The organism is Vagococcus hydrophili, assembly GCF_011304195.1.
Lineage (GTDB): Bacteria > Bacillota > Bacilli > Lactobacillales > Vagococcaceae > Vagococcus > Vagococcus hydrophili.
The window spans coordinates 1,714,591-1,729,744 of the sequence record NZ_CP049887.1 but is presented as its reverse complement, the minus strand read 5'-3'; the positions used below and the strand labels follow the sequence as shown (position 1 = coordinate 1,729,744).

The window sequence follows — 15,154 nt, the reverse complement described above, 5'->3', positions numbered from 1 at the left end:
GTTGGTCACCCTCTTTTTTTCAATCTTTAAACTTCTGCTGATACTCTCGTACGACGGAACCAAACAAATGCTCCAGCCATTAATACAGTCCCTACTGCTAAGAATGCATAGATTCCGTTACCACCTGTTGATGGTAATAAACCTTTTTTAATATTTTTAACTGATAATACTTCTGTATCAAATTGATCTTTAATTACATCAAATTTAACTGGTTTATCTAATACTGCATATCCTGTAGGTGCTTCAATCTCCACTACTGCGTATGAAGTTCCAGCTGGTAATTTTTCAGAATACTCTAAACCTGTTACTTGGAATTCACCTTTAGCATCTGATTCAAAGGCAGTTGCAGCGTCTTTTTCCGCATTCCAAGTGTATTTTCCATTTGTGTAAGTAGCATAAGAAGTAATGTTACCTTCAGCGTCTAATTTAACTAAGTTGAATTTAGCTCCTGCTAATTCAGCACTTGTTTTATCATCAACTTTTTTGAATTTTTTACCACCAGTGTAAACTTTTGGTCCAACTACTGGAGGATCTGTTGGTTTTTCTGGTTCTCCTGGCTCGCCTGGAGTTCCTGGTTCACCTGGTTTAACGTTTGTTCCAATTTCAACTTTAGCCTCATTGTTAAGACCAGTATCAATTTTTGCATCTTCTGTTAATACAGCATCGTATGAAATTTTAGCTCTTTTACCTGCTAAAGCTTTTACTTTATCCGATTTAGTATTAAATTCTAAAATAAATCCACGACCAGTTGTATCTGCTTTAATAGTGAAATCTTTATCTTTTTCTAAACCTTCAACAACTACTGTATCAACTAAAACTTTCATACCTTCATTTGGTGTATCAATCACACGGTAGAAATCTTTATCAGCAATGTTCCATGGTAATAAAGCTGAGATTCCGTAAGCAAATGGAACACCTTTTTCAACGTTATAAATTGTATCGCCATTAATTGTTAATGCTAATTTCTTTTTAGCTTCTTCTGTTAAATCTTTTTCTAACATTGCTTCTTTTTCATTTTTAGGGTACACGTGGATATTTGTGTTGATTACATTAGTGTCACCTTTGTAAACTGGCATTGTTAAAACAATTGGTGCTGCTTTTTCTTTAATGTTTGCTGGTGAGTTTGTTTCTACAAATAAGTAAGTCGCAAATTTACCGTCTTTTTTGATTGGTAAGTTAGCAAAAGTTGCAACACCTTCACCCGCTGTTTTTTGTGAATCTAATTTTGTTGCATAATCTGGTGCATAGTTTGAAGCTTTTGCATCAGCAACGATTTTAGTAGTTGCATCTTCTGCAGAATTAGCTCCTGATAATTCAATAAATTTAGCTGAAACATCATAAACTTCGAAAGTCACGTCATTCAGTGGTGTTCCACCAAAGTCAGCCATCTCTTCCCCAGTATTTTGTTTTGGATAAGGGTTTTCTCCTGAAGCACCTTTTTCAAAAACACGCTTGTGTAAGTTAACAGAAACCGCGTCTGCCTCAGCAGCACTTACCTCTGTAACACTTGTTAAACTTGCTAATAGTGGAAAGATTAAAACTAAAAGTGATAATAATTTTCCTAATTTCTTATTCATTTTCTTTTCTCCTTTTCATTAAACCGAATGCGACAATCATCATTATTAATCCCAAACTAGTGAATGTTACTAAACTTTCCCCAGTTTGAGGTAAAAATCCTTTTCTAGGTGGTTCATTACTAATTGTAACTGGTTCTGATGGTTTCTCAGAAACTGGATTGTTAAAGACTTTCGGGCTCGCATTATCCAGTACGTTTTTGGGAAGTTGTCCAGCTTGTTTTTTATTCAGTGTTTCTTGGTTCACAGTCACTTGTTTTTCTTTTGCGACACTTTCAGAAACGACAACTGGAACTTTTTTAGCGTTTTCTGTGATAGAAAAGCCAGTTGGAGCCTTTGTTTCTTCAAAGTAATACGTTCCTTGTGGTAAAGATAAATTAGATATTTCGACTAAACCAAGCTTATTTGATGTTAATTTTAATGCTTTACTTGAATTTACCTCTTCCCACTTCACTGGATTTATTTGCGTCAAGTATTCCTTTTTATTCGTTGATGTCAGACGATAAAAAGCAAATTCTGCGCCCTCTAAAGGTCGTTGCATTGTTCCAGCACTATATTTAAAAAAGTAAATGCTTGTTTCAACATTAATTGGTTTTGTTTCAATCAATAACTCACCATTCACAACGTTATCCAGTGAAATAAAACTAGGCATAGCTTCATAGGTTATATCTGTAGAATTACTACTCAACTCTGGTTGATTTTGTAAAATCACATAGTATTTTAAAACATGATTTAGATCATATTTTGATACATTAAATATAGCTTCATTTGATGAACTCACCCATACTTCTCGATCTTTTACGATTCCTTTTTCACTCAACCATTGTTTCGTACTATCAACAGATTTCTCAACGTTTTTCTTTAAAGCCTCTTCGTATTGATCACTCGTTAGTCCATAAACAGAAAATGTCGTTCCTGCTTCTGTTAAACTTTGATGTTTCAAATGAACTGTTACATCATTTAATTCCTCTAATCCCGTTGCTTGTACAACCGCGCTAGGGAGTGTTAATGTTAGTAATAAAGCACCTAACCATAAAATGATTCGTTTCATGATTTCCACCCCTTTCGACTGCGGTACACATAATATCCCGCAAGACCTAGAGCAAATAACATGAAAATACTCGCTGTGATAATCGTACCTAGATGACCACTACCACCAGTTTGAGGTAATTGTCCTCCTGGTACTTCTTCTGCTTTGTTCTTGACTGTTAATTCAAAGGTTTTATCCTTTTTAATGAGTGATACCATTTCTGATAGTTCTCCACTTAATTTCAATTCACCTAGTTTATCAATGGTTAATTGAATTGGTTTATCCAATAATTGATAACCATTTGGTGCCGCTTTTTCTTTAATAATATAAGTACCTGATTTTAATTTTTCAAAATTTATTCGGCCGTTCATATCACTAGAAAGACTGGTTAATAATTTTTCTTTTCCATCAACTACTTGGTATAACTCAAATAAGGCATCCTTCAAAACAGTTTTCCCTTCCATATCTGTTTTGATTAAACGTAAATCCACCTCACGGAAAATTTCAACTTTTTCTTCTGGTTTCTTTGGTTTGTCTGGATCATTTGGATCAGTTACAGTCGCAATGTTTGTAACCTCTCCTTCCTTAGCTGTATCACTCGCTTTTGCTGTAAATGTAATTTGAGCTGTATCGTTTCCTTTAATCTCAGGAATAGTCACTTTAATCGAATTACCATTTGCTGTACCAATTGGTGCTCCATTTAATTTTAAATCACCGACAAATTCAATTCCCTCAGGCATCGTATCTTCTACAACGACATTTTTCAATGTACTACCAGGAACTGTATTTTTGACTGAAATCGTATAAGTAAATGTGTCACCTGGTTTTAACAGTTTTTTGTCGGCTTTTTTATCAGCAGTGAATTCAGCTTTGGGAGCATTAGTTACAGTGAATCCTTGTTCAGGATTTCCTGTAATTTCTGCTGAATATCCTGGTAATATCACTTCATTAATAGTATAAACTATATTTTTACCACTCAAATCAGCAACTGGTAAGTCTTTAAATACATGGTTCAATGTACCTGTTTCCAATTTTATGGTATCTATAATTTGGCCATCTGCTAATAAATTGAATGTTATCACTGGATGTTCTTGTTTATTATCTTTCCATATTTTTTTGACTGGAATATCAATTTTTTTTACATCATTACTAATAACCAAAATGATACCTTCTTTATCATTATCAGAAATTTTAAAATGATATTTTTTATTTTTATCAAAATTGACAAAATCTGGTGCATTAATCTCTGTTACATAGTAGCTACCTGATTTCAATATAGGTGTATCAGCTTTACCAGAACTGTCTGTTTTGAGTAACATATCGCCTGTAAAATCAACCGGAGTCCCGTCCTCATTAAATAATTTGAAAGTTACATTTGATAATGGTTTCGCTTTTTCACCATCTTTAGCTAATTTCATAATTCTTAAAATACCTTTTTCGGGGGCAATAGTAGCATTATTAGTCACGTTTTCAGCAACTTTTTCTAAGTCTTTTTTTACAGTATCTTTTCCAGTATTAGGTTCTTTAAACTCTGATATAGCATCATTATAAAAATATTTTTGATATTTACCTTCGGCTGTAATTTTTGTTTTGTATCTTACTGTTATCTGTTGATTGATTAAGCTAGATTGATTGGCGTAAATTTCAAACTCTGAGTCACTTAAAAACTTAACAGTTCCATAATCTTGTTCTACAAATTCCTTAAGTGTTACTCGCTTAGCAAACGGTCCCTCATTACCTTTAGAAATATATATAAAAAAATAATTATTATTTATATTTTCAATACTGACTGGTTTCGAAAAATCATTTAGTACAAATACTTGTCCTGGATGAATGCTATCCGTCACTTTTATTCCTGATACAGGAATTACTTTACTTCTATTAAAAATTAAATCCCAACTGACATACTCGGGAGCATTTTGAGCAACATCTCCATTAGGTTTATAAAAAAAAGGACTAGAACCTATTGTAATTTGTCTTTTTATTGTATATGACTTCTTATCTAAATTAGTTCCAAGATTAGTTTCATAAACTTTTTTATAAACTATATTTGGTTCAGGTGCATCTATCAGACCGGCACTAATCGTTAGATTTAACTCTCCTTTAAATCCTGAATAATTGGTTATCTGATTATTGAAAGTAATGATTAACTTAGTTCGATTTGTATCTGTTATAGCTGTTCCATACACAATTCCACCTTCAGATAATATCAATGGATTGTCTATTGTAAATAACGTGAAATCCATATTTTCAGGAGCATTAATTGTTAATGTATCACCTTCTACAATTTTATTATCTGGCTTCTCAGAAAATTTTACATTTAAAATCCCTTTTTCTCCAAGCCAGTATTCTCTAGGCGTAATTTCAAAACTATCAACTGTCCCGGTCTGTACTAACTCTTTAGCTGATACCTCTGTGGCAAATTCTCCGACAAAAAAGAATACCAATAATGAAATGAGCCACACAAAATACCTTGAGTTCTTAGGGTTCTTTTTCAACTTATTTCCTCCTCTCCTTCCTTTGTTTTTTTTAACTTGCAAGTAAGATCTCTAAATGTTCATAAAACTTTTAAAAAAGCATTTAATAGAGATAAGGTAAGTTTACTGAAAATCCTATTTTATTTTTTTCAGCTTTTTCTTGTTTGTCCGTAAAAAAAAATAAAAGTATTTTTATTCACAAGACAAACCCTATCAGTATATACTTTCAAAAAAATAGTTCGTATCTGAATAACTATATTGTGATTTTTTTATTTTATTTTTAATGCGGTATAAATAAAAAAGCAATCTAAAACTTTAATAAGTTCCAGATTGCTTTTTCTTTATTCCCTATTCTCTTCTATCCACTTAACAGAAAAATCTACCAATTCTCTTTGAGGCATTAATCTTATAACTGCTTCACCTAGCGTAACATTCTTAACTAGAAATTGTTTTTCAAATGCTTCACCAATTTTCTCAAAATCTTCCCCGTCAACAAACAAGGTCTCGTACCTTTGCCAAACTCTCACACCGTTTTCCTCTACAGCACTATAATGTCTTTCTGTATGCTTCGATGGATACTTTGCCAGCTCATCTGCTAGATGAATCGATGTATTCTTATCATAGCCAACACCTATTAATAACACATAACCATTTTTTTCATATAGTTTTTGTAAAGGAGAGGTTAGACCAAAAATATCAGATAAATCATGATTACTTGTAAAATATTGACTATAGAAACCATTAGCAGCCACCGACCTTGATGGATGATTACTTCGATTTGTTCCAGGATAAGATCGAAACATTTCAGCCACACTTCCCATTGTATTTGTGGGAGTTATCTTTTTATTATAAGCAGGCCATGTCTCACGGATTATTTTAGCTTCGTCTTTAGTAACTTCACCATGAACACCAGTTTCTGGATCTAAATTTTTCCAACTTTGAGTTGGCATCATAATCGTTCCTTTTTTTCCAACAGAATCCAATAAAGATTCAATAACTGTTTGAGTGCCACCCGAAATTAGCGAACCAAAACTACTTAGAGATGTATGAACCATGATATGCTGTTCTTCTTCTACTCCTAATTCTTTTAACGCATTCATTAAAATTTCTTTTGTTATAATCACGTGATTTTCCCCTTTTTTGATTACATTATAACCATTGTTATCATTTTTTTGCTATTCTTTCTATTAAATAACCAAAAAAATTCTTAATTTCTACTTTACCTCTTGCATTCATTCAATATAAAAAATAGAATAACTATATAGGAAGGGGTCGCTACGTGAAGAATAAAGCAGCACTTTTATTAACAGCTTCTATTTTAGCTCTTGTGTTTGGATCTTTTGGAATTTATATGAACAAAGTGATCACCACACAGAAAAAAAATGAAGCCAAACAACAAGCAGCAGCAACTAAAAAAAGCATACCAAAGAAAAAAGAAACAATCAGTTACCAAGAACAAGTCAATCAACAAATTGAAAAGCAAACATTTTCTCAGCATCTACCAATTCCTTTGATTTTACAAACAGATAAAAACTGGCAAAATCAGTTCTACGGAGTTGAAGGTGGCGATCCTGAGTTAAATAATTTAAAGATTAATGGCTGCGCTATTGCTTCACTTGCTATGATTTCTTCTTATTTAGAAAATACTGATAAAACACCATTATCTATCTTAGAATGGTCTGGCAATCGATATTTTATCGAAAATCAAGGAACTTCTTGGAATATTTTTGAAGATTTTTCTTTAGCAAATAATTATCAATTTGAAAACCTCAGTACTGATTTTGATTCTGTGAAAGAACATTTAGCACAAAAACATCCAATTATTGTTTCTGTCAAACCAGGAAAATTTACGGAAGTTGGTCACATTATGGTCCTATCTGGTTATGATCCTGAAAAGAAAGTTTACTGGGTAAATGATCCAAATGATTCAGACAAAAAAAATCACTCGCAAACAGGTTTCAAAGAAAAAGAACTCGCAACTGAGGTCGTTAATTTTTGGACAATGTATAAAAAATAAAAAAGAACTTAAACTATGACAAGCTAACAAGCTTTTAGTTTAAGTTCTTTTCATTTACCTATTTTAAAAAATATGACTCTGCTTCATTTTTTTATTGTTATAATATTAACTCAATATCAAATTCACCTTTTTTTTCACCATAAACAACTGAAAAACCATTTTTTTCATAAAATTCAGCAATCTTTTCAAACTCTTCTTTACACGTTGCTTTTATCGTTCCTTTAATCATCTGGCATTGGTATCTTCTTGCTTCCTTAATTAAATAGGTAACAAGAATTGAACCATTTCCACTCTTAGTTTCTTCTTCAATAGGTAGGACATCTTCAATCACTAGTTCTCTATCTGATGCATTAAATGAAATAACTAACTTAGGTTGATTATCTATTCCTTGATAAGTATCATTTCTTAAACTATATAACATAATATTTGCTGGTTGATGATCTCTACTTGAAACAACCGCTACAGGGACTCTGAATCTGTTTATTTCTACACCAATGATACTATAATCTTTTTTATCCAAGTCTTCATTCAATTGATTAATTGCGTCTATACCAACACGTTCGGCTTCCAATGAAACTCTATCTTTTTTAGCTTCTTGCCTCATCTCACCCATAATACCTAAGTAATCTGATTTGTCTTTTTCTTTCATCATCTCTAAACTACGATACTTTTTTTTCGTTACAAACATGATTATTTCCCCTTTTTATCCAATTCTATCGTTATTATATGCTTTTTTATTGGTATTCCAAAATTTTATGTTTCAAACTCAGCATTTTATTATAATTGATAACGAATTTCTAAAAAACGAGTAATAGAAACGTCAACAAACTAAACTTATTCAACTTCTATCCACCCTTTGTAGTAATCGACCGCAATGTCATATTCGTCTGACGCTGTTGCTAAATAGGTCGAAATAACTTGTTTTACTTGATATCCCTGTTTGCTCACTTTTTGTATATGTTCTTCTAAATTATTTTTTTCCAAATCTTCAGCATCACACTCGATGAGACATGTTATATATTTTCGATTAGAAGAAGGTTTCTCCCACAAAATTTCCTTTTGACGGTCATAATCCTTAGGGACACTAATCCCCATTTGAGTTTTTTCATCAACTCCTTCAGCACGATACAACACAAAATTACTTAAAAATTCTAATTGAACTTGAATATCCTCTTTGTTAGACATATCCACTGAAACAATTTTCTCGATTTCAAACGTTTCAACCTGATAGCCTCTATTTTTTAAGGCAAATAACTCTTCCAGTTGTTCTTTACGATGTTTAATGCCCGCTAATTTGTGTTGAAGAGTTTTTAATTCCTGTTCAACTTCTTCTCCTGTATCTTGCAAAATACGATAAATTGTTTCTGGACTGTGTTTGTTAAAATGCTTCATTTTATGAATAGGAACATTTAAATTACGATAAAAAATAACGTCTAAAAGTTCAATCATCGATTGCATATTAAAGGTTCGGTAATCATTGTCATCGTTGCGTCTTGAAGCAAAAATTTCCTTATCTTCCCAATAACGTATCGTTGAAGCTGGGATATCAAACAATTTGGCAATCTCACCTATCGATAAGGTTGGTTCATTCATTACACTCTCCCCCTTTTTTCATAGTATAACTTTCTTACTATTGACCTTCAAGTAGCTTTAAGGTATAGAATGATTTTCGCTGGTACTTTACCTAAATTTTAAGTACCTGGAAATGAGGAGAAAAATGACTTACTTAAAACAATTTATTAGAAAAAATAAGAAACTTAGCTTTCTAACATTACTTGCCCTAACTCTCCAAACTATTGGAACCTTAGCAGTCCCTTTTTTAATCGGTCGATTGATTGATGTGGGGATTACTTCTGGCAATCAATCCTTAGTCATAAAAATTGGTGGGCAAATGCTGCTAGTTGCACTTTTAGGTAGCCTTTCTGCTATCTGGGGAAGCTATCTTTCTGCAGAATTAGCTGCTACTTACGGTTATCAAGTTCGCCACGATTTTTATCAAAAAACACAAGAGCTATCCATACAAGATATGGAAAAATTTGGCGTATCTAGTCTCTTAACGCGAATGATGAATGACGTTACCAATGTCCAACGAGAATTTATGATGGTCTTACAATTAATCTTACCTGCTCCAATTATTTGCCTATTCGCTGTTATCATGACTTTTATTAACTCACCTAAGTTGGCTTTAATTCCTCTTACGTCAGTTGTAATTTACTTAGTAGCAGTTTTTTTATTACTAAAAAAAGGATTGCCTTTATCTAGTAAAATTCAAGAAAAATTGGACCGTATGATGGTTAAACTGCGAGAATTTTTTAATGGCATTAATATCATTCGAGCCTTTGATAATCAAGAGTTAGAAGAAGAAAAAAACAACCAACGATTTTCTGATTACGCTTCTAGTATGGTTGCTGTTAATAAAATTTTTGCTTTCTTAACGCCGATTGCTTATCTGATTATGGGGATTGTTTTTGCCTTAATTATTTGGATGGGAAGTTTGTTAGTGGGGCAGGGAAATTTACAAATTGGTGTTGTTACAGCAGTTGTTGAATATTCTATTCAAACATTAGGTTACTTGATTTTAGCGGCAATGGTTGTTGTTACATTACCTCGAGCAGTTGCCTCTTTAAATAGAATTGAAGCGGTTCTAACAACTACACCAGAAATTTCTGAAGAAAAAACAGCTGTCTGTGAAGCCAACACTAGTGAGGTTTTAGTCAAATTTGATAATGTCTCTTTTGCTTATAAAGGTGCTGAACCTGTATTAGAAGGAATTAGTTTTGATATTTTAAAAGGACACACAACTGCTATTGTGGGTGGGACTGGTTCTGGAAAAAGCACGATTGCTAAACTACTACTAAAATTATCAACCATTAATAGTGGGGATATTTCCATTCATAGCCACTCATTTAATACTTGGAGTCAACACGACTTACGCAAAACTATAAGCTATGTTCCTCAAAAAGCCTTTCTCTTTAATGGCACTATTGAGAGTAATATTTTAATGGGGAACCCTACTGCTACTGCAAAAGAAATTCAACAAGCAGTTAAAATCGCTCAAGCAGAAACCTTCATTTCAAATCAACCACATAAACTTCAAGCGCCTGTTTCTCAAGGTGGAACGAATTTCTCTGGTGGTCAAAAGCAACGATTAAGTATCGCTCGTGCTTTGATAAAAAAGGCTGATTTGTATGTTTTTGATGATAGTTTTTCAGCTCTTGATTATCAGACAGACGCTAATTTGAGACGTGCTTTAAAAACAGAAATGCCAGATAGTACCTTTTTAATTATCGCTCAGAGATTAAGTACTATTCAAGATGCTGATCAAATCATTGTCCTAGATGAGGGAAGAATCGTTGGGCAAGGGACACATGATTTTCTCTTAAAAAATAATCAGACATACCAAGAATTTGCCATTTCTCAAGGTATTTCTTTGGAAGGAGTTGAATAAGATGTCACAAAAATCAAGTATGAGTCGTTTTTTCAGACTCATTAAACCGGAGAGAACGTATTTTATTCTACTGGCTCTATGTAGCTTAGTTAGTAACACACTGATAACCATGATGCCCTTTATTATGGGGATTGCAATTGATGATTTATTAAAAATGATTAAACAAAATGGCACACCCTTGTCTTTTGATAGTATCCAAGGCTTAATTTTACGCCCTGTGCTTCTTCTCATTATTATCGCTATGATTAGCGCTTGTTTTTCTTTTATTCAAGAAAGAATGATGGCCTCTTTAAGCGAAAAAGTTACCTTACGTCTTAGAAAAGAAATTACTCTAAAATTCAAAAAACTACCGATGTCATTCTTTGATACTCATCAAGTTGGGGATATTTTAAGTCGTACCACAAACGATATTAACCGAATTGCAGAAGTTTTATTGACAGGAATCAATCAATTTTTCTCATCTGTCGTAACGATTGTTTTAGGTATCGGGATGCTACTTTACATCGATATCAAATTAACTGGTGTTGTTTTAGTCTTAATTATTGTTTCATCTGTGGTGACTTCTTGGGTAGCAAATAAAAATAAACGTTTAGCTGATACCAATCAAGAAGTTTTAGGACAATTAAACAATAAAGTTGAAGAATTTTTCTCAGGTAATTTAGAGATTAAAACATTCAACCAGCAACAAGAAACAGCAAAACAAATTGATGAGACCAATCAACAACATAAAAAAGCCTTTCTAAATTCTCAGTTTTTTGATTTTGCTATTTATCCGGCAATTCGTTTTTTAAATCAACTTGCTTTTATTATTAGTGCCATTTTGGGTGCTGGAATGGTTATTCAAGGGACATTAACAATTGGTTTAATTCAAGCTTATTTACAATATGTTAATCAAATTTCTGAACCCATCACTAATTTTTCTTATGTGATTAATGCGCTTCAAAGTGCGATGGCTTCTTTAGATAGAGTGACTTACATTCTTGATCAACCAGAGGAAGTTCCTGATACTCAAGATCCCGTGACAATTAAAAATTCTCAAGGAAAAATTACTTTTGATCACATTAAATTTGGTTATACTACTGATCATTTATTAATGAACAACGTTAGTTTTACGGCAAATCCTCAAAAAATGGTGGCGATCGTTGGTCCTACTGGTGCTGGGAAAACAACGCTGATTAATTTATTAATGCGTTTCTATGAAATTAATGGTGGTGTTATCTCTTATGATGGTCAAGATATCACAACACTCACTAGAAAAGAATTGCGCTCAAAATTTGGCATGGTTCTCCAAAATACTTGGTTATTTGAAGGGTCTGTAGCCGATAATATTGCTTATGGAAAGAAAGACGCTAACCGCGAAGATATTATCAAAGCTGCTAAAATTGCGCAGTGTGATCACTTTATCAGAACTCTCCCAAATGGCTATGACACTATTATTTCTAGTGAAAATGGTTCCTTATCTCAAGGTCAGCAACAACTTCTAACCATTGCTCGGGTTATTTTAGCCAATCCTCCTGTTGTAATTTTAGATGAAGCGACTTCTAGTGTAGATACTCGAACAGAAGTGGAAATTCAAAAAGCAATGAGCACTGTTACACGAGGCAGAACTAGTTTTGTCATCGCTCATAGACTATCCACGATTGAAAAAGCGGATTTAATTCTCGTTATGGAAGCTGGAAATATCATCGAGCAAGGAACACATCAAGAACTACTTAAACAAGAAGGTCTGTATGCCACGTTGCATCAAAGTCAGTTTAAGGAATAGCGTGGTGAAAAAGTCGCTCAACTCCAAGCAGCTGGAGGAAATAAAAAATAATCGTTGCACTTTTTGATTAATTTTTATTTTTGAAGCTGTCGTAGGAGTTGCCTTTTGAACCCGGACTACATAGAGTGATGAAAAAGGCGCCTAACTCCAAGCAGCTGGAGGAAATAAAAAATAATCGAGGCACTTTTCGATTAATTTTTATTTTTGAAGCTGTCGTAGGAGTTGCCTTTTGAACCCGGACTACGTAGAGTGATGAAAAAGGCGTTTAACTCCAAGCTGCTGGAAGAAATAAAAAATAATCGTTGCACTTTTTGATTAATTTTTATTTTTGAAGCTGTCGCAGGAGTTGCCTTTTGAACCCAGACTACATAGAGTGGTGAAAAAGGTGCCTAACTCCAAGCAGCTGGAGGAAATAAAAAATAAGCGAGGCACTTTTCGATTAATTTTTATTTTTGAAGCTGTCGCGGGAGTTGCCTTTTGAACCCAGACTACATAGAGTGATGAAAAAGGGGCTTAACTCCAAATACATCACTCAACTATTGCATAAAAAATCACAAAAACCTAAATCTCGTTTTTGTGATTTTTTCATCTATATTAATTAAGCTTCATAAGCTTGTCTAAATAATTCAACAACATCCTCTTTACTACCTTTACGAGGATTTGAAAAGGCGTTGCCATCTCTTAAGGCATTTTCTGCCATTAATTCAAAATCTTCCTCTTTCGCACCAATCGATTTAATGTTAGTTGGAATACCAACATCCTCAGAAATACGTTCTAAAGCTTTAATTCCTCTTTCCGCTGCTTCCATTTTAGATAGACCATCCACATTTTCACCTAATAAAACGGCAATATCTTTAAATCTTTCAGGATTAGAAATCATGTTCCATCTCTCAACAGTTGGCATTAAAACCGCGCAACACACACCATGTGGGGCATCATATTGTCCACCTAATTGGTGAGCCATGGCATGAACGTAACCTAAATCAGCATTATTAAAAGCCATTCCTGCTAAAAGTGAGGCGTAAGCCATGTTAGTTCTCGCTTCAATATCATGACCATTGGCTACAGCACGACGTAAGTTCTCACCAATTAGTTTAATTCCTTGAATCGCTTGAGCATCTGTAATTGGGTTGCTATTTTCAGATACATAAGATTCCACACAGTGACATAAAGCATCCATACCAGTAGCCGCTGTTAATTTAGTTGGCACATCTAACATCAACAATGGGTCATTGAATGACACTAGTGGCACATTACGCCAAGACACAACCACAAATTTTAAATGAGTTTCTTCATTGGTTAACACCGCATGACGAGTAATTTCTGAAGCTGTTCCGGCAGTTGTATTCACCGCCATAAGTGGAGGTAATGGATTGCTTAGTGTTTCAATCCCTGCTAATTTAGTCACATCTTCACCATTTGTTAGGGCAATTCCAATTCCTTTAGCACAATCATGAGCTGAACCCCCACCAACTGAAATGATGCTATCACAATTATTCGCATTATAAAAAGCCACACCAGATTTAACATTACGTAATTTAGGATTCGGTTCAACTTCATCAAAAATAACGTAATCCACACCAGTATTTTTTAAACTAGCTTCTGTTTGTTTAACTGGTCCATTTTCCATATTTTTCAAGAAACTATCAGTTACGATCAGAACTTTTTTCATATTCAACATCTCTGCACGGTCACCTATTTTGTTAATGACACCAGGACCAAAAAAGTTAACGCTAGGCATCATAAAATCGTAATTCTCTTTCATTATCTATCATCCTTTACTTTTTATTGATCATTTACTTCTATCTATAGTTTAAAACTTCTCTCAACTATTTACATTGGATTTTAAACGTGATATATTTCACATTAAGGTAGTACTCATTTGTAAAATAGTCTTTATTTGCTTTTTAAGGAAAGGATGATAGGAATGTTAAAAATAGATGAACTCATTAATATGAAAGAATGGGAAAAATTACAAGACTCGATTGCTGATGTTACCAAGTTAGCGATTATTTTAGTTGACTATAAAGGACAACCCGTTGGCAAACACAGTAACATTCAACCCTTTTGTTCAAAGCTGCGTTCTAACCCTGACTTAGCAAAATATTGCGAAAAATGTGATGCTAGAGGAGCTATTGAAGCTGTCAGACAAGGCGAACCTTTTATTTATCGTTGCCACTTTAATTTGGTGGATACGGCCATTCCCATTATTATGAACGAACAGTATTTAGGTGCTATTATGGCTGGGCAAGTAAAGCTAGACACTTCTAATAGTGATTTAGAGCAACTTCTAACTCTTAATGAAGTTAATCAGTATTTAGAAGACTATCTAACTGACTATGAAAAAATTCCCAATTTAGATTTAATTGAATTAACAAAATCAGCAAATATGCTATCTATCCTTTCCCATTACTTATTAACGGAAATAACTAAGAGTGATTATTCTGTTGTTTCTAAAGACAATCACTTAGTTGTTAAAGAAAATTTAATTCATTCCTATCAAACAAAAGAGCATAAACTACAGCCAATTATTGATTTACTCTTTGAAAACAAGCAGATCATGTATACCTTAAATCAGTTGTCAGAAATCAATCACATTAGTCTTAGTTATTTAAGTCGTTTACTAAAAAAAGAATTTGGTGAGCCTTTTAATAAATTTTATCCACGTCTTAAAATCGAATGGGCTAAAGATTTATTACAACACACTGATAAAAATATAACTGAAATTAGTGATTCCCTTGGTTTTTTAGATACCAGTTACTTTATTAGAAGTTTTAAAAAATTTGAAGGAATATCGCCACTTAAATATAAAAAAACAACTATAGAATGTTGAGGAGAAGGCA

Annotated in this window: 11 protein-coding genes; 4 read left to right on the top strand and 7 right to left on the bottom strand. The window is 33.3% G+C overall.

Annotated features, from left to right (window positions below; translation table 11 throughout):
• Positions 1 to 26: 26 nt before the first annotated feature.
• From G7082_RS08610 to G7082_RS08595, 4 genes are all read right to left on the bottom strand, one after another.
• Entirely contained in the window at positions 27 to 1,577 is a 1,551-nt protein-coding gene (locus G7082_RS08610) for a SpaH/EbpB family LPXTG-anchored major pilin (protein ID WP_166034693.1), read from the bottom strand.
• Positions 1,570 to 2,625: a prealbumin-like fold domain-containing protein gene (locus G7082_RS08605; RefSeq protein WP_166036051.1), complete on the bottom strand. Its 1,056-nt coding sequence runs from the start codon at positions 2,623 to 2,625 to the stop codon at positions 1,570 to 1,572. The genes G7082_RS08610 and G7082_RS08605 overlap by 8 nt, the downstream gene beginning before the upstream one ends.
• Positions 2,622 to 5,102 carry a SpaA isopeptide-forming pilin-related protein gene (locus G7082_RS08600; RefSeq protein WP_166034692.1) on the bottom strand — a complete coding sequence of 827 codons (2,481 nt, stop codon included), beginning with the start codon at positions 5,100 to 5,102 and terminating at the stop codon, positions 2,622 to 2,624. The genes G7082_RS08605 and G7082_RS08600 overlap by 4 nt, the downstream gene beginning before the upstream one ends.
• A 320-nt stretch (positions 5,103 to 5,422) precedes the next feature.
• Complete coding sequence (locus G7082_RS08595; RefSeq protein WP_238842634.1) at positions 5,423 to 6,205, bottom strand: AAC(3) family N-acetyltransferase; 783 nt, start codon at positions 6,203 to 6,205, stop codon at positions 5,423 to 5,425.
• A 155-nt stretch (positions 6,206 to 6,360) separates the two neighbouring features.
• Here G7082_RS08595 and G7082_RS08590 point away from each other — a divergent pair, with 155 nt between their 5' ends.
• Positions 6,361 to 7,098: a C39 family peptidase gene (locus G7082_RS08590; protein ID WP_166034691.1), complete on the top strand. Its 738-nt coding sequence runs from the start codon at positions 6,361 to 6,363 to the stop codon at positions 7,096 to 7,098.
• Between the two features lie 97 nt (positions 7,099 to 7,195).
• Here the strand turns inward: G7082_RS08590 and G7082_RS08585 are convergent, their stop codons facing one another.
• Together G7082_RS08585 and G7082_RS08580 are read right to left on the bottom strand one after the other, a co-directional pair.
• Positions 7,196 to 7,786 carry a hypothetical protein gene (locus G7082_RS08585; RefSeq protein WP_166034690.1) on the bottom strand — a complete coding sequence of 197 codons (591 nt, stop codon included), beginning with the start codon at positions 7,784 to 7,786 and terminating at the stop codon, positions 7,196 to 7,198.
• Positions 7,787 to 7,932: 146 nt separating this feature from the next.
• Positions 7,933 to 8,691 carry a MerR family DNA-binding transcriptional regulator gene (locus G7082_RS08580; RefSeq protein WP_166034689.1) on the bottom strand — a complete coding sequence of 253 codons (759 nt, stop codon included), beginning with the start codon at positions 8,689 to 8,691 and terminating at the stop codon, positions 7,933 to 7,935.
• 124 nt (positions 8,692 to 8,815) lie between these two features.
• On the opposite strand from G7082_RS08580, the gene G7082_RS08575 reads away from it, so the two are divergent.
• Both G7082_RS08575 and G7082_RS08570 read left to right on the top strand, forming a co-directional pair.
• A complete protein-coding gene (locus G7082_RS08575) occupies positions 8,816 to 10,546 on the top strand; it encodes an ABC transporter ATP-binding protein (protein WP_166034688.1) in 1,731 nt (576 codons plus the stop codon).
• A 1-nt stretch (position 10,547) separates the two neighbouring features.
• Positions 10,548 to 12,311 (top strand): ABC transporter ATP-binding protein, encoded by a 1,764-nt coding sequence (locus G7082_RS08570; RefSeq protein WP_166034687.1) that lies wholly within the window; start codon positions 10,548 to 10,550, stop codon positions 12,309 to 12,311.
• A 598-nt stretch (positions 12,312 to 12,909) separates the two neighbouring features.
• On the opposite strand, the gene G7082_RS08565 is transcribed toward G7082_RS08570, so the two are convergent.
• Complete coding sequence (locus G7082_RS08565) at positions 12,910 to 14,076, bottom strand: iron-containing alcohol dehydrogenase (RefSeq protein ID WP_166034686.1); 1,167 nt, start codon at positions 14,074 to 14,076, stop codon at positions 12,910 to 12,912.
• A 162-nt stretch (positions 14,077 to 14,238) separates the two neighbouring features.
• Here G7082_RS08565 and G7082_RS08560 point away from each other — a divergent pair, with 162 nt between their 5' ends.
• Complete coding sequence (locus G7082_RS08560; protein WP_202983087.1) at positions 14,239 to 15,144, top strand: PocR ligand-binding domain-containing protein; 906 nt, start codon at positions 14,239 to 14,241, stop codon at positions 15,142 to 15,144.
• Positions 15,145 to 15,154: the final 10 nt, after the last annotated feature.